19 protein-coding genes and 1 riboswitch are annotated in these 22,007 nt (G+C 65.3%); of the genes, 16 read left to right on the top strand and 3 right to left on the bottom strand.

Annotated elements, in window-relative coordinates; genetic code table 11:
- The 3 genes from ACVIYL_RS13480 to ACVIYL_RS13490 all read left to right on the top strand — a co-directional run bounded on the left by ACVIYL_RS13480 (position 1) and on the right by ACVIYL_RS13490 (position 5,241).
- Entirely contained in the window at positions 1–930 is a 930-nt protein-coding gene (locus ACVIYL_RS13480; protein ID WP_456778800.1) for a CobW family GTP-binding protein, read from the top strand.
- A gap of 230 nt (positions 931–1,160) precedes the next feature.
- A riboswitch (cobalamin riboswitch) is annotated at positions 1,161–1,355 on the top strand.
- A 107-nt stretch (positions 1,356–1,462) separates the two neighbouring features.
- Positions 1,463–3,739, top strand: a complete 2,277-nt coding sequence (locus ACVIYL_RS13485; RefSeq protein WP_456778801.1) for a TonB-dependent receptor — start codon at positions 1,463–1,465, stop codon at positions 3,737–3,739.
- 2 nt (positions 3,740–3,741) lie between these two features.
- On the top strand, positions 3,742–5,241 hold the full coding sequence (locus tag ACVIYL_RS13490) for a PepSY domain-containing protein (protein ID WP_456778802.1): 1,500 nt from the start codon (positions 3,742–3,744) through the stop codon (positions 5,239–5,241).
- Positions 5,242–5,248: 7 nt separating this feature from the next.
- On the opposite strand, the gene ACVIYL_RS13495 is transcribed toward ACVIYL_RS13490, so the two are convergent.
- Together ACVIYL_RS13495 and gspD are read right to left on the bottom strand one after the other, a co-directional pair.
- A complete protein-coding gene (locus tag ACVIYL_RS13495) occupies positions 5,249–5,722 on the bottom strand; it encodes a tetratricopeptide repeat protein (RefSeq protein WP_028340292.1) in 474 nt (157 codons plus the stop codon).
- A gap of 76 nt (positions 5,723–5,798) precedes the next feature.
- Positions 5,799–8,180, bottom strand: a complete 2,382-nt coding sequence (gspD, locus tag ACVIYL_RS13500) for a type II secretion system secretin GspD (RefSeq protein ID WP_456778803.1) — start codon at positions 8,178–8,180, stop codon at positions 5,799–5,801.
- Positions 8,181–8,516: 336 nt separating this feature from the next.
- On the opposite strand from gspD, the gene ACVIYL_RS13505 reads away from it, so the two are divergent.
- From ACVIYL_RS13505 to ACVIYL_RS13550, 10 genes are read left to right on the top strand one after another with little or no spacing between them, the layout of a single operon-like run.
- On the top strand, positions 8,517–10,193 hold the full coding sequence (locus ACVIYL_RS13505; protein ID WP_456778804.1) for a GspE/PulE family protein: 1,677 nt from the start codon (positions 8,517–8,519) through the stop codon (positions 10,191–10,193).
- Between the two features lie 4 nt (positions 10,194–10,197).
- A complete protein-coding gene (locus ACVIYL_RS13510) occupies positions 10,198–11,409 on the top strand; it encodes a type II secretion system F family protein (protein WP_028340295.1) in 1,212 nt (403 codons plus the stop codon).
- Between the two features lie 17 nt (positions 11,410–11,426).
- Positions 11,427–11,945: a type II secretion system major pseudopilin GspG gene (gene gspG, locus ACVIYL_RS13515; RefSeq protein ID WP_456778805.1), complete on the top strand. Its 519-nt coding sequence runs from the start codon at positions 11,427–11,429 to the stop codon at positions 11,943–11,945.
- Positions 11,946–11,960: 15 nt separating this feature from the next.
- Entirely contained in the window at positions 11,961–12,425 is a 465-nt protein-coding gene (locus tag ACVIYL_RS13520; RefSeq protein ID WP_456778806.1) for a pilus assembly FimT family protein, read from the top strand.
- A complete protein-coding gene (locus tag ACVIYL_RS13525; protein ID WP_456778807.1) occupies positions 12,400–12,810 on the top strand; it encodes a prepilin-type N-terminal cleavage/methylation domain-containing protein in 411 nt (136 codons plus the stop codon). Before ACVIYL_RS13520 ends, ACVIYL_RS13525 begins: the two co-directional genes overlap by 26 nt.
- Positions 12,807–13,514: a PulJ/GspJ family protein gene (locus tag ACVIYL_RS13530; protein WP_456778808.1), complete on the top strand. Its 708-nt coding sequence runs from the start codon at positions 12,807–12,809 to the stop codon at positions 13,512–13,514. The genes ACVIYL_RS13525 and ACVIYL_RS13530 overlap by 4 nt, the downstream gene beginning before the upstream one ends.
- Entirely contained in the window at positions 13,514–14,428 is a 915-nt protein-coding gene (locus ACVIYL_RS13535) for a general secretion pathway protein GspK (protein ID WP_456778809.1), read from the top strand. The genes ACVIYL_RS13530 and ACVIYL_RS13535 overlap by 1 nt, the downstream gene beginning before the upstream one ends.
- Positions 14,428–15,501: a PilN domain-containing protein gene (locus ACVIYL_RS13540; RefSeq protein ID WP_456778810.1), complete on the top strand. Its 1,074-nt coding sequence runs from the start codon at positions 14,428–14,430 to the stop codon at positions 15,499–15,501. Before ACVIYL_RS13535 ends, ACVIYL_RS13540 begins: the two co-directional genes overlap by 1 nt.
- On the top strand, positions 15,498–16,061 hold the full coding sequence (gspM, locus tag ACVIYL_RS13545; RefSeq protein ID WP_456778811.1) for a type II secretion system protein GspM: 564 nt from the start codon (positions 15,498–15,500) through the stop codon (positions 16,059–16,061). The genes ACVIYL_RS13540 and gspM overlap by 4 nt, the downstream gene beginning before the upstream one ends.
- The gene (locus ACVIYL_RS13550) at positions 16,061–16,705 is read left to right on the top strand and encodes a hypothetical protein (RefSeq protein WP_456778812.1); all 645 of its coding nucleotides are present in this window, start codon (positions 16,061–16,063) and stop codon (positions 16,703–16,705) included. Before gspM ends, ACVIYL_RS13550 begins: the two co-directional genes overlap by 1 nt.
- Positions 16,706–16,725: 20 nt before the next feature.
- On the opposite strand, the gene ACVIYL_RS13555 is transcribed toward ACVIYL_RS13550, so the two are convergent.
- Positions 16,726–17,163, bottom strand: a complete 438-nt coding sequence (locus ACVIYL_RS13555) for a prepilin peptidase (protein ID WP_456778813.1) — start codon at positions 17,161–17,163, stop codon at positions 16,726–16,728.
- 298 nt (positions 17,164–17,461) lie between these two features.
- Here ACVIYL_RS13555 and ACVIYL_RS13560 point away from each other — a divergent pair, with 298 nt between their 5' ends.
- The 3 genes from ACVIYL_RS13560 (at position 17,462) to ACVIYL_RS13570 (ending at position 21,916) form a co-directional block, all read left to right on the top strand.
- On the top strand, positions 17,462–18,247 hold the full coding sequence (locus tag ACVIYL_RS13560) for an EfeM/EfeO family lipoprotein (RefSeq protein WP_456778814.1): 786 nt from the start codon (positions 17,462–17,464) through the stop codon (positions 18,245–18,247).
- Positions 18,244–19,620, top strand: coding sequence for a cytochrome c peroxidase (locus ACVIYL_RS13565; RefSeq protein WP_456778815.1), 1,377 nt, complete (start codon positions 18,244–18,246; stop codon positions 19,618–19,620). Before ACVIYL_RS13560 ends, ACVIYL_RS13565 begins: the two co-directional genes overlap by 4 nt.
- 244 nt (positions 19,621–19,864) lie before the next feature.
- The gene (locus ACVIYL_RS13570; RefSeq protein WP_456781818.1) at positions 19,865–21,916 is read left to right on the top strand and encodes an alkaline phosphatase family protein; all 2,052 of its coding nucleotides are present in this window, start codon (positions 19,865–19,867) and stop codon (positions 21,914–21,916) included.
- Positions 21,917–22,007: the final 91 nt, after the last annotated feature.

Below are 22,007 nucleotides of genomic sequence, written 5' to 3' on the forward strand. Positions count from 1 at the left end.
GTGCCGGTCCCGATCCTGCTGGTCGCGGGCTTCCTCGGGGCGGGCAAGACCACGGTCGTCAACCATCTGCTGGCGCATGCGCAAGGACGGCGCATCGCCGCGGTGGTCAACGATTTCGGTGCGATCAATATCGACGCCGAGCTGATCGCCGGCGCCGGCGACGGCGTGGTCAGCCTGAGCAATGGCTGCATCTGCTGTACGCTGGAGGGCGACCTGCTGCGCACACTCGCCACGTTGCTGCGGCGTGATCCGCGTCCCGAATTCATCGTGATCGAGACCAGCGGAATCGCCGATCCCGCCGACATCGTGCGCAACCTGATGGATCCCGTGATCTGGAAGGAGGCGCCGCTGGAGACGGTGCTGTGCGTGGTCGACGCGACGCAACCTGCGGCGATGCTGAACGATGCGCTGCTGCGCTCGCAGCTCCGGGCGGCGGACGTGGTGGCGCTGAGCAAGGTCGATCTGGCCGACGCCGCCGCGTGCGCCGCGATCCGCGACGCCGTGCGTGCGGTGCGCCCGGCGGCGGTGGTGGTCGAGGTGCTGCATGGCGAGGTGCCGGCCGCGCTGGTGTTTCCGGCGGACCTCGATCATGTGCCGGCGCCGCGCGAGACCGCGCCGCGACGGCCGGCGTCCGATCGCTTCGAGACGCTGAGCTGGACCTCGGAGCGGCCCGTCGTGCTGCCGCGCCTGCAACAGGCGATCGGCAGATTGGCGCCGAAGCTGGCGCGGGCGAAGGGATTGTTCGAGACGGTGGAGCAGCCCGGGCGGCTGACCGTGTTTCAACTCGCCGGCGGCCGCGCGACCTTGGCTGCGGGCGGCGTGCCGTCGCCCGGCGTGCCGCGCACGCGCATCGTGTTCATCGCCGAGATGGGTGCGCTGTCGCGCGCGGAGATTGATGAGGTGATGCAGGGATGTGTCGACATTGAGTGATGTGAGCTTATGTTTCCGTCATCCTGAGGCGCGAGCAGAGCGAGCCTCGAAGGATGGACGGCCCGGCTGTGGCCGTGCATCCTTCGAGACGCCGCTTCGCGGCTCCTCAGGATGACGGGATTAGAGGGAGCTCCGCGGCACCCGCAGATGCCGCTGTGTCATCGCCGCAGCAGCATCTCGCAAAGCATGTGTGCGACAATCGCATCGAATTGACAGCCCTGCAGCCAGCACCTATCGTTTTTGCCGACGGTTCCCTTCGGGGATCAAAAGGGAATGCGGTGCGAGGGTAACCCCAATGCCGCAGCTGTCCCCGCAACTGTAAACGGCGAGCCTTTCGTCAAATTGCCACTGGGCCATCGGCCCGGGAAGGCGCCGACAGGCGATGACCCGTGAGCCAGGAGACCTGCCGTCAGTCGTGGTCACACGCGAGCACATCGGGCGGGGGCGTCCTGGTGGGATCGGAGCACTGCCTTTTGGGCAATGCGCCAGTCCGCGTTCGCGGTGACGTGCCACGTTACCGCGAGTCCTTTTCATGTCTCCGTCCTCTCCCGTTGCGCGCAAATGGCGCCTCGGTCTTCTCTGCTCCCTGTCATCGCTGCTGTTGCCGGCCGAAGGCTCGGCACAAACGCCTCCACCAACCACGCTCGATCCGATTGAGGTCGCGCCTTCCGCTGTGGCAAGGCCGAAGCCCGCGGCGCGAAGCCGTGCCGTGGCCGCCGCGGCGCGGCCGAGGCCCGCGACGATCGCAACAACCGGCAACACGCCGCGCGTCGCAGCGTCGGGCGTACGGGGATCGGCATCGCCGACGCTCAATGCCACCACGCAGGGCGGCACCGGCAGTCGTCTCAATCTGACGCCGCTGCAGACGCCGGCCAGCGTCGAGGTCATCACGGCGCAGACCATCGCTGAACGCGGCCAGCATAATGTGCTCGATGCCGTCACCCAGGACGCGGCTGGCTTCATCGCAACGCCGGCACCCGGCAATGGCGGCCTGTCGTTCAGCACCCGCGGCTTTGCCGGCAGCAACTCGGTGATGACGCTGTATGACGGCACGCGCTTCTATATCGGCTCCGGCACGCTGACGTTCCCCTACGACACCTGGTCGACGCAGCGCATCGAAGTGCTGCGCGGCCCGGCCTCGGTGCTGTACGGCGAAGGCGCGATCGGCGGCGTCATCAACGTGATCCCGAAGAAACCGCTCAGTACGCCCTACAACGAGGCCGAAGTTTCGCTCGACAGCAACATGACGCGGCGGCTCTCGGTGGACAGCACCGGGCCGATCAATCCCAATGTGTCGTACCGCGTCAACGCTACCGGCAACATGTCGGACGGCTGGGTCGATCGCGACAAGACCTCGAACGCGGTGGTCTCCGCTGCGGTGCGGGTGCAGGCGTCGGACAATCTCGCCTTCACGCTCTCGGAAGATTACGGCGATCGCAGCCCGTCGCGCTATTTCGGCACGCCGCTGATCAACGGCGCGATCCAGGACGCGCTGCGCTTCAAGAACTACAATGCGCTCGACAGCACCATTCGCTACCAGGACAGCTGGACCCAGTTCAAGACCGAGTGGGACGTCGCCGACGGCATCAAGGTCAACAACACGCTGTACTACCTGACCAGCGAGCGGCACTGGCGCGACATCGAAAACTACACCTGGAATCCGAAGAGCCGGCTGATCGATCGCTCCAGCTATATCGAGATCTTCCACGACCAGAAGCAGCTCGGCAACCGGATGGACGCGACCTTGAGCGGTCACGTGTTCGGACTTGCCAACCAGTTCGTTGCCGGGTTCGACGTCAACCGGATCGACTTCACCCACACCAACAACTCGCCCTATGGCGGCGCGTCGTCGGTCAATCCTTACGTGTTCGATCCGGGATCGTTCTTCGCCACGACGACGGCGACCACGCCGGGCTTCCACGCGATCGCCAATCAATACGCGCTGTTCGCCGAGGATCGTCTCTCGCTGACCGATCAGTTGTCGCTGGTGACCGGGGTCAGGTATGATCGTCCCGAGGTCGATCGCACCGACTACAAGACGCCGGCGAACAGTTTTGAGACGACGCTATCGGGCACCAGCTGGCGCGCTGGCCTCGTTTACGAGCCGATCAAGAACCTCGCGTTCTATGGTCAGTACGCGGTCGGCGTCGATCCGGTCAGCAATCTGATCTCACTGTCGACCACGCAGAAAACGTTCCAGCTTGCGACCGGCAAGCAGACCGAGATCGGGGTCAAGCAGTCGTTCTGGGGCGGCCGCGGCGAGTGGACGCTGGCTGCCTACGAGATCGTCAAGACCGGGCTCACGATTCCCGATCCCGGCAACCCCACCGGCGGCCTGGCATTGCAGATCGGCCAGCAATCATCCCGCGGGGTCGAAGGATCGATCGGGCTCGCGATGAGCGACGGCTGGCGCGTCGACGCCAATCTTGCGCTGTTGCGCGCCAGATACGACAACAACAGCCAGGTGGTCGGCGGCAAGATCGTCAGCTTCAACGGCAATGTCCCGGTCAACGTGCCGCAGCAGGTCTCGAACGTCTGGCTGACCTGGGACTTCGCGCCCAACTGGTCGGCCTATGGCGGCGTGCAGATCGTCGGTGCGATGTACTCCGATCTTGCCAACACCCAGCTGCGTCCGGGCTACAACGTGGTCAATGGCGGCGTCAGGTGGAAGCCGGACGACCGCACCACGGTCGCGTTCCGCCTCTACAATCTGTTCGACAAGGCTTACGCGGTGACCTCGAACGGCACCGGGCAGTGGCTGCTCGGCATGCCGCGCACCGCCGAATTGTCCGTCAACGTGAAGTTCTGACCATGCGCAACGCTCTGATCCGGCGCGGGCGGCGGTGGCTCTATATCGTCCACCGCTGGATCGGCATTGCGACGTGTCTCCTGTTCGCGATGTGGTTCATCTCCGGCCTTGTCATGATGTACGTGGCCTTTCCGCGCCTTACCGACAGCGAGCGCCTCGCCGCGCTTCCTGTCATTCCATGGAGCAAGGTGCGGGTCACGCCTGATCGCGCGATGGCGATCGCGGGTGTCGAGCGTTATCCGCGTGACCTGCGGCTTTCGATGATGGACGACACGCCCGTCTATCGGGTGACCGCCTGGAAGGCAGGGACGATCACCATTTCGGCGACCGACGGCAGCGTGATCGACCGGATCACGCCGGACCAGGCGCTGGCCATTGCCGCTCATCATCCGCATGCCGTGCAGCCTCGCTTGATCGAAACGATCACGCGCGACCAATGGTCGGTGACCGCGCGCTTCGATCCGTTGCGGCCGCTCTATCGGATCGGCCTCGGGGACGCCGATGGCACCGAACTCTACGTTTCCTCGCGCACCGGCGAGATCGCGCTCGACACCACACGTTGCGAGCGGATCTGGAATTGGCTCGGCTCGATCCCGCACTGGATCTATCCGACCGTGTTGCGCAAGGACGGCCCGCTGTGGCGGGATGTGGTGCTGTGGATCTCGGGTGTCTGTCTTGTCGTCGCGGTCACCGGCTTCTGGATCGGCGTCCTCCGCCTGCGGCTGATGCGCCGCTACGCTGATGGCGCCGTCTCGCCCTATCGCGGCTGGATGGCCTGGCATCACATCGCCGGCCTGATCGGCGGCATCTGCGTCTTGACCTGGATGTTTAGCGGCTGGCTGTCGCTCAATCCCGGCGGCGCGTTCTCCGGCCGCGGCGTCACCCGCGAGATCGCGATCGGCTATAGCGGCCATGACACGGCCGACATCGTCGCTGGCTTCCAGTCGTCGCCATCGATGCCTGCGGTGGAGGCCTGCTTCGTCTGGATCGGCGGACACCGGTTAATGTTGCTCGACGACGGCAACGGCGGCCGCAGCATCGCCGATCCTGTGACCGGTGCGCGGATGACCCTCTCGCGCGACGAGGTCATCGCTGCCGCCCGACACGCAATGCCCGGCGCTGCGATGACATCAGCGCGGCAGCTCGATGAACCCGACGCCTATTGGTACACGCTGCACCAGGCGCGCGAGCTTCCGGTATTGCGGATCGGGTTCGACGATCCCGCCCGCACCTGGCTGCACATCTCCCCCGTCACCGGCGAGATCCTCGAGCGCAGCGACGACAGCCGCCGGTCCTACCGCTGGCTGTTCAACGCGCTGCACAGCCTCGATGTCCCGCTGCTGCTGCGCATCTGGCCGGCGCGCGACGTCGTGGTGTGGCTGCTATCGGCGGCTGGTACGATTATCTCGATCAGCGGGATCGTGATCGGGTGGCGCCGGTTGCGGCGGCGGAAGGTACGAGGCAGGCGCGTATCGGCGAGCCTCGTGCGCACACCCCCGTAAGCCGCGATTACTTGACGGTCAGGTGCACGTCCGGCGCCGGCCGATCGGGTGCCCATTCCAGTGCGAACCGCTGTCCGGCAATGATCTCATAGGTCGAAAGCTTGGATGCGACCGCATCGCGAAACCGGAGATAGGCATCGCGCTGCCGCCCGTTCGAGCGGGCCGCGGCCAGATTGAGCCATTTGTAGGCCAGCACGAAATCCGTCGGAACGCCGTGACCCTTGTCGTACATCAGGCCGAGCTGGGCCTGCGCGAACGGGTCGCCCTGCACGGCGCCGCGATAGTAGCAGTCGGCGGCGGCTGCGTAGGCCTGCGGCACGCCGAAGCCGTGCTCATACAAGAAGCCGAGCATGCCGAGGGCGCGCGCATTGCCGCGCTCGGCGGCCGGCGCGAGCTCCCGAGCCGCCCGGACATAGTCGCCGCGATGGAAGGCGGCCGATCCGCGCGCGACGCTGTCGGCGCTCGCGACAGAGGCGGTCATCGCCCAAAGCGCGATCGCAAGCGAAGCCGAGAGGCCCGTCCGTTGTGCGAGAACGCGGTGCATCCTGCTGCCCGGCTCAGTGATAGCTGGTGGTGATCGGCGCATTGGTCGATGTCGTGGCGATGCTGCCGCGCAATTTCGATCGAAGCTCCTCGGCCACGGTCTGGGCGTCGGAGCCGTTGCGGATGATCTGCGGACGGATGAAGATGATCAGCTCGGTACGCTGGGTGCCGTTGCTCTGATGTCCGAAGGCGTCACCGAGGCCCGGAATCTGGTCGAGCACCGGAAGCGCGTTGCGGGCACCGCTCTGCTGTTCGCTGATCAGGCCGGCCAGCAGCACGGTCTGACCGTTGGCCACCGAGATCTGGCTCTTGACCCGTCGTTCCGAGACCGTCGGCGTCAGGTTGACCGTGCTGCCGCTGCTTTGGGGAACATTACTGATCTCCTGCTCGACGTCGAGCCGCACGGTGCCGTTCACGCTGACGCGTGGCGAGACCTTCAGGATGATGCCGGTGTTGCGATAGTCGATGGTGTTGACCACCGTGTTGCTCGTGGTCAGCACCGTCGCGCTGCCGGTCGAGACCGGGACGACGTCGCCGACCTGCAGGGTCGCGACCTGGTTGTTGATCACCACCAGTGAGGGATTGGACAGCACCTTGACGCTGGTGACGGCGTGCAGCGCATCCAGGATCAGGCTCGGCTGCGTTGCATTTCCGATCAGGAAGTTGAAGCCCGGGAAGCTCTGGTTGATGAAGGCATTGGTGAGCGATCCCGCGACCGAGACCGCGCCGGTGGTTGCGTCCGTGGTGGTCGCGGGCGCGGAAGTGGCCTGGGTTCCGAGGATCGAGCCGGTGTTCGGCTTCAGGCCGAGGTTCTGGCTGGTGAGATAGGTCTGCACGCCATAGGACAAGGTGTTGTTGAGCGTGACCTCGGCGATCGTCGCGTCGATCGCGACCTGGAGCTGCGGCTCGTCGATCTGCAGCAGGGTCGACTCGATGATGCGGTAGTTGGCCTGGTCGGCATAGATCAGGAGATTGTTGTTCACGACATCGGGCGTGATGCGGACGTCCTGCATGACGGGCTGCCCGTTGCCGCCGCCGGCACCGCGTCCGGCATCCAGCGCGGCATTGTTGCCCTGGCCCGGATTGTTGGGATTGTTCGCTTGCCCGCCGGCGCCGAATCCCTGGCCCAGGCCTGTTGCGCCTGTCCCCGACGTGCCGCGGGATGCGAAGCCGCTCATGCCTGAATTCGCGCCGTTGTTGTTGTTGAGCGACAGACGGTCGGCGACGCTTGAGGTCGACGAGGTGCCGGAGCCGGGCGCGAGCTGGCTGTCGGCACTGTCGAGCAGGTTGCCGGACGATCCGCCAAGGAACATGTCGGTCAGGACCCGCGCAATCTGGCGCGCATCGCCGTATTTGACGCGGTAGACATGGACCGAGGTGCGCGCCGTGTCGTTGCGGTCGAGGCGCTTGATCCAGGTCGCGGCCGTGTGCAGCATGTCGGGCTTCTTGGTCACCACCAAAATCGCGTTCAGGCGCGCGATCGGCATGAACTTGATGACATTCTGGCTGAGGCCGTTCTCGCCGGAATCGACGATCTTCTCCAGCTCGGCAATGACAGGCGCGGGCGAGCCGCTCGAGATCGGGAAGATGCCGACGGATTGGCCGCGCATCCAGTCGACGTCGAAGCTGAGCACGGTATCGACCGCGGTGCGGCGCTCGGCGCCGGTGCCCTGGATCAGCAGCAGATTGCGCGTCGTGTCGGCGCGGATCGCGCCGGCCCTGGTGGCGAAGCCGTCGGTCAGCTTCATGAGGGTCTGCGCCGACACATATTGCAGGGGGACCACCGAGATGCCGAATCCGGGTTCCGGATTGGCCGCCGCGGCATCGACGCGGCCGCCGCCGACGGCGTCGCCGAGCGGCGTCAGGCGATAGCCTGCCGTATCCTTGAGCAGCACGACGCCGCTCAGGCGGAGTGCGTTTTCAAGCACGAAGACCATGTCGGACTTCGGCACCGGACGGACCGAGACCAGGCTGACCGTGCCCTGCACCCGCGGGTCGATGGTGTAGCCGACATGCAGGATGTCGCCGAGCACTACCTTGGCGACGGTCGCCACCGGCGTGCTCTCGAAATTCAGATCGAAGCCGTTGCCGTTCGACGCCGGTTGCGGCCGCGCTTCCGCGACCGCCGTCACTTCGCTTCCGTCATACATCGCCGCGCGGACGCTGCCGCTCTGGCTGCCGCCCGTCGTCGCCAGTGCGTTCACCGGTTGCGGCTGGCGCTGCGCCAGGTCCAGCGAGCGCACCTTGTCGGTGACGTCGAGTTGGGATGCGTCCACGCTCTCGCCGACCGTCGCGGAATTGCAGGACGCCAACAGCCCCAATGACGTCAAGGCAAAAATGGCTGCGAGGCCGCCACGGATCGTCGGGCAGCGGCCCACTGTGCCTACGCGTTGCATGAAGGCCCTTCGCTTTGACTAACTGATATTTCGATTGCTTGCGACGATCGGTCCTACCCCGGAGGGACTCTTAGCGATCGAACATGACAGAAATAAATTGGTTACATGATTGTCGTTCGCGACCTGCCCATCGCATCGCACCTAAACTGTGCAGCCGGCGCGCTGCTTGTGTCCGCGATGCCACCCTCAAAGTTTCTTGAGCGGGACGAATGATGTGACTTCGCACAGCTGTCACACTTCGGATCGATAACCGCACAATTGCCGGGAGCCGGACGCGACGGCACGCAGCGGCACTTGGCACGAACTGATCCGGGATAGTGTGGCGGGATATCGAGAATGGCCAACGACCTGTCCGTTCGGTTCGTGGATTATCTGCGTCAGAACAATCACCTGGCGCCGAGCGATGGACCGGCTGAGCGGACCGGGCAGGGCGCCGACGTCAGGCAATTGAAGCTGTGGGAGATCACCAGCCTCTCCCCGACCGAATTCGCCGACGAAGCGGCGCGCTTCTTTGCGTTCGGCCGCCTGACGCTCCAGGAGATGACGTCGGCCGAGCCGCTGGTCGGGGCGTTCTCGCCGCGCTTCCTGCGCGAGACCATGGTCTATCCGTGCCGGGCGGCCGACGGGACCACGGTGCTCGCGGTCGTCGACCCGACCGATCAGGCGACGCTGCGGGCGGCACAGATCGTGCTTGGCACCGGCATCCATGTGAAGGTGGCATCGTCGGAAGACGTCGCCATCGCGCTGAACAACTCTTCCAGCGCCGAGGAGGCCGAGGCCGCCGATAGCGCCGCGGCGCTGCCCCGCGAAGACGACATCGAGAGCCTGCGCGATCTCGCCAGCGGCGCGCCGGTGGTGCGCGCAGTCAACGATCTCATCGAGAAGGCGGTCGAGCTTCGCGCCAGCGACATCCATATCGAGCCGTTTTCCGGCGGGCTCATGGTGCGCTTACGGATCGATGGTCTGCTCCGGCCGGTCGCCGCGCTGTCGGGCGTGCTGCCCCAGGCGGTGGTCTCCCGCATCAAGATCATCGCCAATCTCAATATCGCCGAGCGCCGCCTGCCGCAGGACGGCGCGGCGCGGCTGCGGGCCGGTCGCACCGACATCGATATCCGCGTCGCGATCATGCCGACGCAACACGGCGAATCCTGTGTCATCCGTATCCTGCCCAAGGATCGCGGCCTGCTGGTGGTCGAAAAGCTCGGGTTCTCGGAGCCCGACGAAGCCAAGCTGCGGCGGCTCTTGAAGCTGCCGCACGGCATGGTCGTGATCACGGGGCCGACCGGCAGCGGCAAGACCACGACGCTGGCGACGATCCTGTCGATCCTCAATGAGCCGAGCCGCAAGATACTGACCATCGAGGATCCGGTCGAATACGAGCTTCCCGGCGTCAACCAGTCCCAAATCAAGCCCGCGATCGGCCTGACCTTCGCCACCGCGCTGCGGTCGTTCGTTCGCCAGGACCCGGATGTGATCATGGTCGGCGAAGTCAGAGATTCCGAGACCGCGCATGTCGCGGTTCATGCGGCGCTGACCGGGCATCTGGTGCTCACGACCTTGCACACCGAGACCGCGGCTGCCGCGGTGCCGCGTCTGCTCGACCTCGGGGTCGAAGGCTATCTGTTGCGTTCGGTGCTGCGCGGCGTGATCGCGCAGCGTCTGGTCCGGCAACTCTGCGAGCGCTGCAAGACGGCGCGGCCGCTTGCAACAGCTGATTTCGCCGAGGACCCCCGGCTCGCCGCGCTCGGCTTCAAGGCCGACGAAATCATTCAGGAGCCATGTGGCTGCGAGCGCTGCGGCGGGACCGGCTATCGCGGCCGCCTCGGCGTGTTCGAGCTGCTCGAACTGTCCAATGAACTGCGCGAACTGATCGGGGAGCGAACCGACGGGCTGAAGATCGATACGATGGCGATCCGCTCGGGCATGACCACGATGCTCGACGACGGGGTCGCGAAATGCCGCGCCGGATTGACCTCGCCCGCCGAGATCCTCCGCGTCGCGACGGTGCGGTGACGCCGTGCCGAATTATCGCTATCGCGCTCTGACCCAGGCCGGCGAGATCGTGAACGGCACGATCTCCGCCCCGACGGCGGCCGAGGTGGCGCGGCGGATCGAATATCTCAAGCTGCTGCCGATCGAAACCACCGAGGACAAGCGCGCATCCGGCGCCGCCGGTGGCCGCAGCCTGTTCGGCGGGCCGAGCGCGGCCGAGGTCACCACGTTCACGCGTGATCTCGCACTGCTGCTCAAGGCCGGTGCGCGGCTCGACGATGCCTTGGAGCTGCTGTCGGGCGACGCGGACGTGGGCCGGATGCGTCCGGTGGTGGCGAAGATTCGCGCCGCGCTGCTCACCGGCGAGAGCTTTGCCGATGCGGTCGCCGATCATCCAACCCTGTTCCAGCCGATGTACATCGCCCTGGTCCGGGTGGGAGAAATCTCCGGCACGCTCGATTCCGTGCTGGAGATGCTGGGCACCGAGCGCGCGCGTTCCGAGCAGATGCGGCGAAAGCTGACCGACGCCATGCAATATCCGGCCTTCGTGCTGGTCGCGGCATCGGGCGTGATGCTGTTCTTCCTGCTGTTCGTGCTGCCGCAATTCTCGACCGTGCTCGGCGATTTCGGCGGCAAGTCGGACACGGCGCTCGCGAGCTTCATCGCAGTGTCGGATTTCCTGCGCGCCAATGCCACTGCGGCGAGCCTGATCAGCGCGGCCACCATTGCGCTCGCATGGTGGCTGCTGCGGCAGGCGCGCGTCCGCGCCGCGCTGGTCAACGCCATCTCGCGTGTGCCGGGCATCAGCAGCGCCTTCCAGTTCTATCGGGCCAGCCTGTTCTGCCGCAATCTCGGCGTCCTGCTCGGCAGCGGCGTCAACCTCACCGCCGCGCTGCGCATCCTGGTCGACATCATGTCAGTAACCGGAAGCGAGGCGAACTGGACCGCCGCCGCCGACCGCGTCCGCCATGGCGGCAAATTATCGGAAGCACTCGCCGTGGCGGACAGCCTGCCGCCGATGGCGGTTCGCATGCTGCGGCTCGGTGAAGAGACCGGGCAGCTGCCGGTGCTGGCCGGGCGGGTCGCGGAATTCTACGAAGCAAAATTGCAGCGCAGCCTGGACCGGGTCGTCGGCATCGTCGGTCCGCTCGCGATCATCACGATCAGCACCGTCGTCGGTGGGTTGATCGTGTCGGTCATGACGGCGCTGCTCTCGGTCACGCAGTTAGTCGGTTAGAGCAGGGGTCATCGGCCATGATATCGCGCAACACCATCATAAGGGCATTCGCCACGCGAGCGGAGCGCGCTCGCACGCCGTTGCAAAGCCAGAGGCGTTCGGGGCAGGAGGGCTTCACGCTGGTCGAGATGCTGGTGGTGATCGCGATCATCGGCCTGATCATGGGGCTGATCGGCCCGCGCGTGCTCAACTATCTCAGCGAATCCAAGGTCAAGACCGCGCGCATTCAGTTGCAGAGCTTCTCTAGCGCGCTCGACCTGTTCTATCTCGACGCCGGGCGCTTCCCGTCCACGGCTGAGGGGCTTGCCGCGCTGGTGCGGCGCACGCCGGGGGTCGCGGCCTGGAACGGCCCGTATCTGAAGGGCGGCAACGTGCCGAACGATCCCTGGAACCACCCCTATCTCTATCGCTCGCCCGGCGAGCACGGACCCTATGACATCGTCTCCTACGGCTCCGATGGTCAGGAGGGCGGCAGCGGCACCTCGGCCGATATCTCGCTCGAGAAGACCACCGCCGCCAACAACAACGACCAGTAAGGATGCATCGCAAGCATGAGTGACGCGACGCAGCGCGGTTTCACCCTGCTCGAGATGGTGTGCGTGCTCGCCATCATCGCGCTGCTGGCGGCCGTGCTGCTTCCGTTCATTCCGCACCAGACCTCGCGATCGCGCCTGCAGGCCTATGCATTGCAGACCGCGACGCTGCTGAAGGCCGATCGGAATGCCGCCATCGAGCGCAGCACCAGTGTTGCGACGCTGGTCGATGCGCCGAGCCGGGTGATCCACTCCGGCGCGTCGCGCATGACGGTGCGGATCCCCGAAGACGTGCGGTTCGATGCCGTGCTGCCGCAGAGCTGTCAGCGCCGCGCCGCACTGTCGACGATCCGCTTCTTCGCCAATGGCGGTTCCTGCGGCGGCTCCATCGCGCTGACGCGGCTCGATGCGGGATATGAGGTCCGCGTCAACTGGCTTACCGGAAGGGTTGAAACCGTTGCTCGCGACGTCGCCGCCAACTAACCGCACTGATGCGGGGTTCACCATCATCGAGGTGCTGGTGGCGCTGGCGCTGGTGGCCGTCTCGATCGTTGCGATCGGCGCCGTCATGGGCGTCAAGACGCGCGGCGTGCGGGCGCTGGAGCAGCACGTGGCGCTGATGCAGGCGGTGCGCACCTTGATGACGGTCGGCATCCCGCCCCGCGCGGAATTGCAGTCGGGCACCTCGACGGGGCAGGCGGAGGGCTACCGCTGGACGATTGATGTCAGTCCGCTCGGTGGCGACTGGAAAGTGCCCGAGGGCAATGTGCCCTGGGCTCCGGAGCTGGTGCGGATTCGCGTCAAATCTCCGGGCGGTGCGCTGTCCGACATTCGCACCGTGCGCCTGATGCCGAGGTCGTTGGAATGACCCGGGCATGGGCAGACCAGCGAACGGGCGAGCGCGGCTTCACGCTGATCGAGACCATCGTCGCGCTGGCGCTGATGGGGCTGTTGCTATCGGCGCTCGCCAGCATCACGGCGCAGTGGCTGCCGAGCTGGAACAGAGGGCTCGACCGGATCCAGCGCAGCGAATTGATCGGGATCGCACTGGAGCGGATCGGCGCCGATCTTGCTGCCGCCGAGTTCGTTGCCGCCAACCGCGACAGCCACAAGCCGCTGTTCGACGGATCGGAATTGTCGCTGATGTTCGTGCGCACGTCGGTGGGACCGAATGCCGGGCCGGGGCTCGACGTGGTGCGCCTTGGCGAGACGCGCGATCGCGGCGAGTTCGTCACGGTTCGCACGCAGACGCGGTTCACGCCGCTGGCGGACGGGGTGTCGCTGTCGGAGCAGGTCCATCTCGGCAGCCCGGTGGTGCTGCTGCGCGCGCCCTACCGGCTGTCGTTCGCCTATGCCGGTGCTGACCGGGCCTGGAAGAGCGCCTGGAGGGACGCGGACAGACTGCCGGCGATGATCCGGCTGACCGTGCGCGATGCGGCGAGCCAGCGCGTCCTGTCGGTTTCGACCATCGCGCCGGTCCATGTCCAGATTCCGAGCGACTGCACCAAGCCGGACGGCAATTGCGGCGACAAGCAGAGTTCCGGCAGTGCCACCGATCAGGGGAAGACGTGATGGGCGCGTCCGGCAAGATCGGCCGATCGCCGGCCAATCGCGGTTTCGTCATCGTTGCGGTGCTCTGGATCCTGCTGGCGCTGTCGTCGCTGGCGATCATCTTCTCGGCCTATCTGGCCGCGTCGGCGCGCGCGCTGGCGGCCAGCGATCTGTCGTTGCAGACCGAGGCGCTGGTGTCGGCCGGGGTTGAGCTCACCGCCTATCAGCTGACGCTGACGGACGACAAGACGAGGCCGCAGCAGGGGACGTTTCATTTCGGTCTCGACGATGCCAGCGTCGATGTCACCTTCACGTCGGAGGCCGGCCGCCTTGATCTGAATTATGCATCGAAGGAGATGCTGATCGGCCTGTTCGTCGTGCTCGGTGCCCGCAAGGACGCCGCCGCCGAATATGCCGACCGGATCGTCGGCTGGCGAACCCGGCCCGCGCCGGGCAGCGAGAATGTGGAGGCGGCGCGCTACAACGCGCTTGGCTATTCGCCGCGGCAGGGGCTGTTCACCCATGTCAACGAGCTGGCGCTGGTCGCCGGCATCCCCGAAGCGTTTGTCGATCGCGTGTTGCCTTTCGTGACGGTGTTCAACGGCGGTCCGGATGTTGATCCGACCGTCGCCGCGCCGGAAGTCGCTCTCGCCGTCGATAAGGTGTCGGGGAAGGACCAGGACGGCTTCGGGGCGCGTCCGGCTTCGCCGAACGGAATCGCTGCCGGAACGCAGGCCCCAAGCCAGCAGAGCGCGGCATCGACGGCGCAGAGCCCGTGCTACCGGATCGCAATCTCGATCCGCTTCCGCAACGGTCACCGTACCACGTCCGAGGCGGTGATCGCGCTCGGCGACAAGGTCGAGCCCTATCGGGTGTTGTCCTGGCAAAACGATGTCGAGCCACGAAACCCGGTTCTGCTGCGCAAGAGAGGATGATGGCAATGCTTGCCGAAGCACGGCAATGGTTCGAGCAATGGATCGGCGCGGTCGCGACCGCCGTCGACGGCGTCGCGGGCAGGTTCATGCGCCGGCGCAGCATCGAGCTCGACGAGAATGGCGACGGCACGTTCACTGCCCGCCTCGCGGTCTCGAGGGATGGCTCGCCTTCGATGCCGGTTTCGTTCCGGCTCGATCACGATGCGCCGCAGCCTCCGCTGCCGGCGGAGTGGAAGACCGCGTTCGACGGCAGCCGCATCGAGGTGCGTTTGCGATCGGATCAAATCGTCAGCCGCGTGCTCGATTTCCCGAGCCAGGCAAGCGACTTCCTCGACGGCATGATCCGCGCACAGGTCGACCGGCTGACACCATGGAGCGCTGCCGATGCCGTGTTTGGCTGGAGTTCGCCGCAACCGATCGCCAATGACCGCATTGAAGTCGCGTTCGGCGCGACCGCGGCGGCGAAGGTCGATCCGTTGATCCGGATGGCGAGGATGCTCGGCGCCGCCTCCGTCGCGGTCTTCGCGCCGGCGGTTGGCGGCGACGGCGCCGCGCAGCAGGTGACGCTGCTCGACAAGTCGCTGCGCGGCCTTGCCGGGCCTTCGGTTCCGCGCCTGTTGCGCGTCGGCCTGGTCTCGACAGCGGCCGCGGCCGCGGGCTCGCTGCTGCTGAACATCTATCTCGGCGGGTGGCTGCAATCCGAGCAGGACGATCTGCAACACCGGATCGCGCAGCGCCGCGCCGCGCTGCGTCTCGATGCCAATGGCGACTCGTCCGGGCTCGGCCTGCTGGCCAAGCGCAAGCAGACGACGCCGTCGAGCGTCATGGTCCTGGAAGCGGTCTCGCGCGTACTGCCCGACACGACCTACGTGACGGAGCTTCGCATCGAGGGCAACAAGGTGCAGGTGGTCGGACTGACCCAGGATGCGCCACCCCTGATCCGGTTGCTGGAGCAGTCGCCGCAATTCACCCGCGCGACGTTCTTCGCGCCGACGACGCGTGCGGCAAATGAATCGGCCGAGCGGTTCCATGTCGAGGCCAACATCACTGCTTATTTTGGGTCCGGCTCATGAGCGCAGCATCCCGATCGCTGACCGCTGTCAGCACCTCGCCAATGGTCGCGACCGCGAGCTATCTCGGCCTGTTCGTGCTGCTGCTCTTTGTCGTCATCTCGTCACTCTCCGACATCATCGGCCTGCGCAGCGATGTCGCGGCAGCGGCCGGAATGCTCGAGCAACTGGAGGGGAGATCCAGGGCGAATGCCGCGCCCGGTCAACCGGCGATGCCGACCGGCTCGGCCTATCTCGAGGGGGCGACCGTCACGGTGGCCGGCGCCACCTTGCTGCAACGGGTGTCGGGTGCGGTGATCAAGGCCGGCGGCAACGTGCTGTCGACGCAGCTCGATGTTCCGAACGCGCCGGCCAAGGCCGGCTTCATCAGCATGGTCGCGAGCAGCGAGATCGAGCAGGCGCAATTGCAGCAGGTGCTCTACGATCTGGAAGCCGGCATGCCGTTTTTGTTCATCGACCAACTGGTCGTGCAACCCGTCGCCGACGAGGCCGCCAAGGGCGCCGATCCCGGCAAGCTGCGCGTGCTGCTCGGCGTCTCCGGACAATGGCGAGGAGCCAAATGATGCGACGCTTCGCTGCGACCATCGTGCTGTTGGCGGTGTCGGCCTATTCGGCGCCGGCTGCGGTGCCTGCCTCGTCCGGCGATGCATTGGACGCCGGGATGCTCGACGATACCCGTCTCGGCGGACCGGTGCTGAGTTCACCGCCGCCGTCCGAACCGGTGACGCCGGTCCGGGTGGCCCCGTCGCCGGCACCGACGCCCCGGCCGCTCAGCGCCAATCCGTTGTGGGGCATCCCGCTCAAGACGCTGTCCAACACGCGCGACCGGCCGGTGTTCTCGCCGTCGCGGCGGCCTCCGCCTGCCGTCGTTGCGGAACCGGAGGTCAGCAAGCCAGCGCCGCCGCCGCCGCGCAAGGTCGCGATCGAGCCACCGCCGCTGTCGCTGGTCGGCACCATCGCGGGAGATGACGAAAGCTTCGGGATCTTTCTCGATCAGTCGACCAAGACGGCGCTGCGGCTGAAGATCGGCGACGACTTCCAGGGATGGAAGCTGCGGTCCATCAATGGACGCGAAGTCACGATGCAGAAGGACGATCAGGGGGCCGTGCTCACATTGCCCCAGCCCGGTGGCGACGAGAGCGGCGATGTCCGCTTGGTTCCGGTCAGCACGGAAAGGAAGCCCTTGGCCGCGCGGCGCCAGATGTGATTGCGCGTCGGACCGAGATGCTAGTTCAACGCGAGCCAGCTCTGAAGGGCCGGCGTCACGAGAAGCCCGAGCGCCAGAAACGGGCCGAACGGGATCGAGGTCTGACGCTTCATCTCGTGACCGGCGAGTTTCAGACCGCCGGCAACACCGAGCGCCGCGAGTGCCGCGATCAGCAGCAAGGTCGGAATGCCTGTCGCGCCGACCCAGATCGCCGCGGCGGCAAGAAACTTGACGTCGCCAAGTCCCAATCCGTCGACTTGCCGCAAGGCGAAGAAAAGACGCTGCAGTAGAAGGAACACGATGCCGACCAGGACCGCAATCGCCATGGCGGTGAAGGCGGCCATCGTGCCTTCGGTGACGACGACGTTGGCGAGACCGAGCGCCGCGATCGCAAGGTTCAGCCAATTGGGGATGATGCCGTGGCGAAGATCGATCAGCGCGACCGCGCAGCAAAGCATGCAAAGCGCGCCGTAAGATCCGATAAAATAGAGAGCTTCGCGATCAATCTGCATGACGACGGACAAGTGTGACGGGTGCGAACGTTGTGTTGCAACAACTCACGCGCGTTGAACAGTCCAATTTCAATCCGTCTGCAGCAGCGCGAACGAGTTTGCGAGATTGTGATCGTCATCGACGATCGCGAAGCAGAAAAGATGCGACAAAAAGTCTGCGCTGTCACAAATCCGCATAGGATACCGACAATAGTTCGCCCCGCTACATGCCGCGAGCCCTTCGTGGCAGACGAGTGGGTTGACTATGCACAAGATGCAAGTGGCGGCGTGCCTTGCTTTGCTGGCAGCGTTCGCAGGCGTGCGCGCCGCGAATGCCGGCGCTCTCGAGGAGGGCGCCGAGCGCTACCGGCCATATTTGATCGAGGGCGTCGCCAGTGCGCTGACAGGCGCGCGTGCACTGCGCGAGCGCGCCGCAGCGGCGGATTTGCCCGGAGCGAAGAAGGCCTGGCTGTCGGCGCGCGCCGGCTGGGAGCGCTCGGAGGTGTTCACCGCGGGGTTCGTGCCTGAGCTCGACGCGCAGATCGACGCCTGGCCCAACGCGGACAGCGGGTTCCACGCCATCGAGGCGAAACTGTTCGGAGCTGCCAGCACCGACGTTGCCACCGATGCGACCGGCCTTGTCGAGCATCTGAACGATCTCCACGGCAAGCTCAGGGATATCAAGCTGACGCCGCAGGGCCTTCTGGATGGCACGGTGCGGCTCGCCTACGAAGTCGGAGAGAGCAAGGCGGATGGCGGCGAGTCGCGCATCAGCGGCACCTCGCTGGACGACATGCGCAACAACATCGCCGGCATCGACTTCGCCTACCACACGATCTTTTCGGCCGCGCTCAACACGGTCGACGGCAAGCTCGACGAGATGGTAACCAACCGGATCGAACAGCTCGAAGCGATTGTCGCCACGCCCGACCTGCCGCATGTCAACATTGCCGAACTGCGCCAGACCAGTGAGGAACTGGTGGTTGCGCTGCAGAGCGCCTCGGCAAAGCTCGGGCTGCAGCGGCCGACCCTGGAGGCCCAGGCGCGATGACATCGCTTCACCTGCGTCTGGCCACGCTGCTCTCCGGTGTCATCGCCCTGGCACTGCTTGGGCGTGCGGTGGCGTTTCCGGTCGACGGTGACAAGACCGTGCTGCCTGTCGCGACCGAACTGAACGAGGATGCGCTCGACAAGCCGCGCGAGGTGTTCCAGTCCGAGCGGACCGGAGCCAAGTCGTATCTGGTGAATCTCGGCGATCTCGCATTCAATTCGCCCGGGCTGCTCGGTGACGTGGCGCGGCAGGCCGGCGTGAGCTGCGGCACCTGCCACGTCAATGGCGCGAACAACGCCAAATTCTTCATGCCGAAGATGTCGAGCCGGCCCGGCACGTTCGACACCACCGGTCCGCTGTTCAATCCGAAGGCCAACAATCTGGCGTTCGATCCAGTGCGGATCCCGAGCCTGCGCGGCGCCCGTTATCTAGCGCCCTACGGCGCCGACGGCCGATTCGCCTCGCTGCGCGACTTCGTCCACAACGTCATCACCAACGAGTTCGCAGGTCCCGAGCCGTCGCCGGCAACGCTCGATGCGATCGTGGCGTATATTCACGACATCGACTTCCTGCCCAATCCGAGCCTTGGTCCCGCCGGACGGCTGGCCGGCAAGATCAGCGACGCGGAGCGCCGCGGCGAGGTGCTGTTCGCAAAGCCGTTCCCGCACGATCCCGCGCTGAGCTGCGCGGGCTGCCACGTTCCGTCGTCCGGCTTTGTCGATCACCAGCAGCACGATGTCGGTTCGGGCGGACTGTTCAAGACGCCGACGCTGCGCAATGCCGATTTCAACGCGCCGTACTTTCACGACGGCCGCTTCGACAATTACGACCAGGTCGTCGATTATTTCGACCGGACCTTTCAGCTCGAGCTCTCGGCGCAGGACAAGGGCGACCTCGTCGCCTATCTCACGGCAGTCGGCGATGGCGTTCAGCCCTATGAGCGCGACGGCGCCGGGGCAACGCTGAAGGAGATCAACGATTTCTCGACGGTGCTCGCGACCGCGATTCCGTCCGGTGACAAGGACATCGTCGCGCTGGCGGTCGATACGATCGGCCGCGAGTTGCGCGAGTTGACCGAGCAATATCCCGACCGCAAGAACACCAGCGTCTCGGGCGGCGAGCAGCAGCGCGTACTTGCGCGCAACGGCCTCAAGGAGCTCGTGCTCACGCTGCGGCGAATCGAGATGGCGGTTGCGGCAGGGCGCAACGCGGATGCCGCAACCGAGTTCAGGAATTATCGCAATCTGATGGCTGCTGCAGTGCCTGCGCTGTTGGCCAGCGCCGAGCCGTGGTCGCTATTCAATCAAGGCGTGCATGACCAACATTACGCTGCGCTTCGCCAGGTGATGCGCTCCAAGCACCTTTCGCATTGATTGCGTTGTATTGAAGTGATTTTGCGATCTGCGCTGCGGCGCGGATGCGTGAGCAATTTTCGATCATTGGTTGCATAGTTGAATCGTGGAGATGCACCGCCGCGGCGGCAGATGTCTCCTCAGAAAATATTTGAACGTTTCGAAATTTCTTGCGCGCTTTCATGTAAGCGAAAACCATGCGTCATATTGTCGCACTAAGCAGTGTGTGTTGCTAACCGCAAACACCCTGAGGTCGACAATGAGTTTGAATTACAAAAAGCACTGGCGAACCAGCACCGCGCTCTGCATCGCGTCAACGGTGCTCGTCGCAACAGCCGCATATGCTGCTCACTATCCGGGCGGCCGCAGTGATTGGGACAAGCGTCCGCATCGCAATCACCAGGCGCACGAAGAGGGCGATCGTGCGAACCATGAGAACCATGGCCATCATGGTGACGGCGATCACGGCGTGAAGACCGCGTCGCCGATCAAGCACGTCATCATCCTGATCGGTGAGAACCGCGGTCTCGATCACACCTTTGGTATCTACAAGCCGAAGGGCAAGGGACAGACCATCTCCAACCTGTTGTCGAAGGGCATCGTCAACGAGGATGGAACGCCGGGACCGAACTTTGCGCAGGCGCAGCAGTCCTCGGTCGTGGGCCAGCCCTTGTACTATATCGGCGCACCGACCATCGCGAAGTCGCCCTACAACGCGACCAACCCGATGCCGCAGCCGAACACGGCCGGCACGCCGACCGCGCAGAGCGACACCGCGCCCCCGTTCAAGACGATCGCCGAAGCCAGCGTCGAGAAGGACATGGACCCGGCCGATCTCGATATCCTCACCACCGGCTTCAGCGGCCTGCCGACCGGTGTGCTGGATACCCGCATTCCCGGCGCCGGCGGTCTGAACGGACCGTTCCAGTTGCAGGGTGAGCAGATCAGCGACGACGACTACACCGGCGACTCGACGCATCGCTTCTACCAGGATTGGCAGCAGGAAGACTGCAGCGCCGCCAACGCCACCAAGAAGAACAATTCGGGCTGCCTGAACGATCTGTTCCCGTTCGTGATGGCGACCTATTCGGCGTCCAACAAGAGCATGGCCAACTCGATGGGCTACTACAACGCCCAGCAGGGTCAGGCTCCGGTCCTGAAGATGCTGGCCGACCGCTTCACCCTGAGCGACAACTTCCACCAGTCGTTCCATGGCGGCACCGGCGCGAACCACTTCATGCTCGGTACCGGCGACGCGGCCTTCTGGAGCGACGGCAAGGGCAATCCGGTGACGCCGCCGGCCAACCTGATCGCCAATCCGAATCCGGTCGCGGGTTCGGTCAACCGCTACACCGTCGATGGCAATTGGAGCAATTGCTCTGATGTCTTCCAGCCCGGCGTCAAGCCGATCGTCACCTACCTCAACAATCTGCCGTACGCGGCGGAGCCGAACTGCAAGCCCAACCACTACTACATGCTCAACAACGTCAACCCGGGTTATCTGCCGAACGGCGCGCTGTCGGGCGGTAACAACGTGCCGCCGTCGTCGGTTCGCACGATCGGCGATGCGCTCATGGAGAAGAACGTCTCCTGGGCGTTCTATGGTGGCGCGTTCAACGACGCCGTGGCGCTTTCCAACGCCGCGGTTGCCGCCAATCCGTCGAACCCCAACCTCAGCGCCGCTGCGGTCGCCGATCCGGCGCACGCGCTCGGTGTTGCCTACTGCCAGATCTGCAATCCGTTCCAGTATGCGACCTCGATCATGGCCAACCCGGCCGTGCGTCAGGCTCACATGAAGGACACTGCCGATCTGATCACGGCGATCCAGAACAACACGCTGCCTGCGGTGTCGTTCGGCAAGCCGGACGGCCTGCTCGACGGTCATCCGCAGAGCTCGAAGGTTGATCTGTTCGAGGCCTATGTCCTCAACGTGCTCAACTCGCTGGACAACAATCCGGAGCTGAAGGCTGAAACCGCGGTCTTCATCACCTGGGACGAGGCCGGCGGCTATTGGGACTCCGGCTACCAGCAGTCCATCGACTTCTTCGGCGACGGACCGCGCATTCCGACCCTGATCCTTTCGCCCTATTCGACGGGCGGCAAGGTCAACCACAACTACGCCGACCACGTTTCGCTGCTGAAGTTCATCGAGCGCAACTGGGCTCTCCAGCCGCTCACGAACCGCAGCCGCGACAACTTGCCGAACCCGACCTACTCGAAGAACAACGAGTACGTTCCGACCAACAGCCCGGCATTGTCTGACATGTTCGACGCGTTCGACTTCAGCAAGCCGGTCACGTTGTCCTACACCGAGTGATCAAGCTCTCGCCCACGGCGAGGTTTTGACTCCATCCGAGGCCGGCGCCGATCGAACCAATGGTTCGGTCGGCGCCGTCATGTTCTGTCCC

The sequence above is a fragment of the Bradyrhizobium sp. USDA 3315 genome, from assembly GCF_054056795.1.

Coding starts and splice junctions, on each gene's coding strand:
- gspG (WP_456778805.1), top strand. CDS start 11,427: ATGATATCGCGCAACACCATCATAAGGGCATTCGCCACGCGAGCGGAG.
- ACVIYL_RS13505 (WP_456778804.1), top strand. CDS start 8,517: ATGGCCAACGACCTGTCCGTTCGGTTCGTGGATTATCTGCGTCAGAAC.
- ACVIYL_RS13530 (WP_456778808.1), top strand. CDS start 12,807: ATGACCCGGGCATGGGCAGACCAGCGAACGGGCGAGCGCGGCTTCACG.
- ACVIYL_RS13535 (WP_456778809.1), top strand. CDS start 13,514: ATGGGCGCGTCCGGCAAGATCGGCCGATCGCCGGCCAATCGCGGTTTC.
- ACVIYL_RS13565 (WP_456778815.1), top strand. CDS start 18,244: ATGACATCGCTTCACCTGCGTCTGGCCACGCTGCTCTCCGGTGTCATC.
- ACVIYL_RS13560 (WP_456778814.1), top strand. CDS start 17,462: ATGCACAAGATGCAAGTGGCGGCGTGCCTTGCTTTGCTGGCAGCGTTC.
- gspD (WP_456778803.1), bottom strand. CDS start 8,180: ATGCAACGCGTAGGCACAGTGGGCCGCTGCCCGACGATCCGTGGCGGC.
- ACVIYL_RS13540 (WP_456778810.1), top strand. CDS start 14,428: ATGGCAATGCTTGCCGAAGCACGGCAATGGTTCGAGCAATGGATCGGC.
- ACVIYL_RS13555 (WP_456778813.1), bottom strand. CDS start 17,163: ATGCTTTGCTGCGCGGTCGCGCTGATCGATCTTCGCCACGGCATCATC.
- ACVIYL_RS13490 (WP_456778802.1), top strand. CDS start 3,742: ATGCGCAACGCTCTGATCCGGCGCGGGCGGCGGTGGCTCTATATCGTC.
- ACVIYL_RS13550 (WP_456778812.1), top strand. CDS start 16,061: ATGCGACGCTTCGCTGCGACCATCGTGCTGTTGGCGGTGTCGGCCTAT.
- ACVIYL_RS13495 (WP_028340292.1), bottom strand. CDS start 5,722: ATGACCGCCTCTGTCGCGAGCGCCGACAGCGTCGCGCGCGGATCGGCC.
- ACVIYL_RS13520 (WP_456778806.1), top strand. CDS start 11,961: ATGAGTGACGCGACGCAGCGCGGTTTCACCCTGCTCGAGATGGTGTGC.
- gspM (WP_456778811.1), top strand. CDS start 15,498: ATGAGCGCAGCATCCCGATCGCTGACCGCTGTCAGCACCTCGCCAATG.
- ACVIYL_RS13485 (WP_456778801.1), top strand. CDS start 1,463: ATGTCTCCGTCCTCTCCCGTTGCGCGCAAATGGCGCCTCGGTCTTCTC.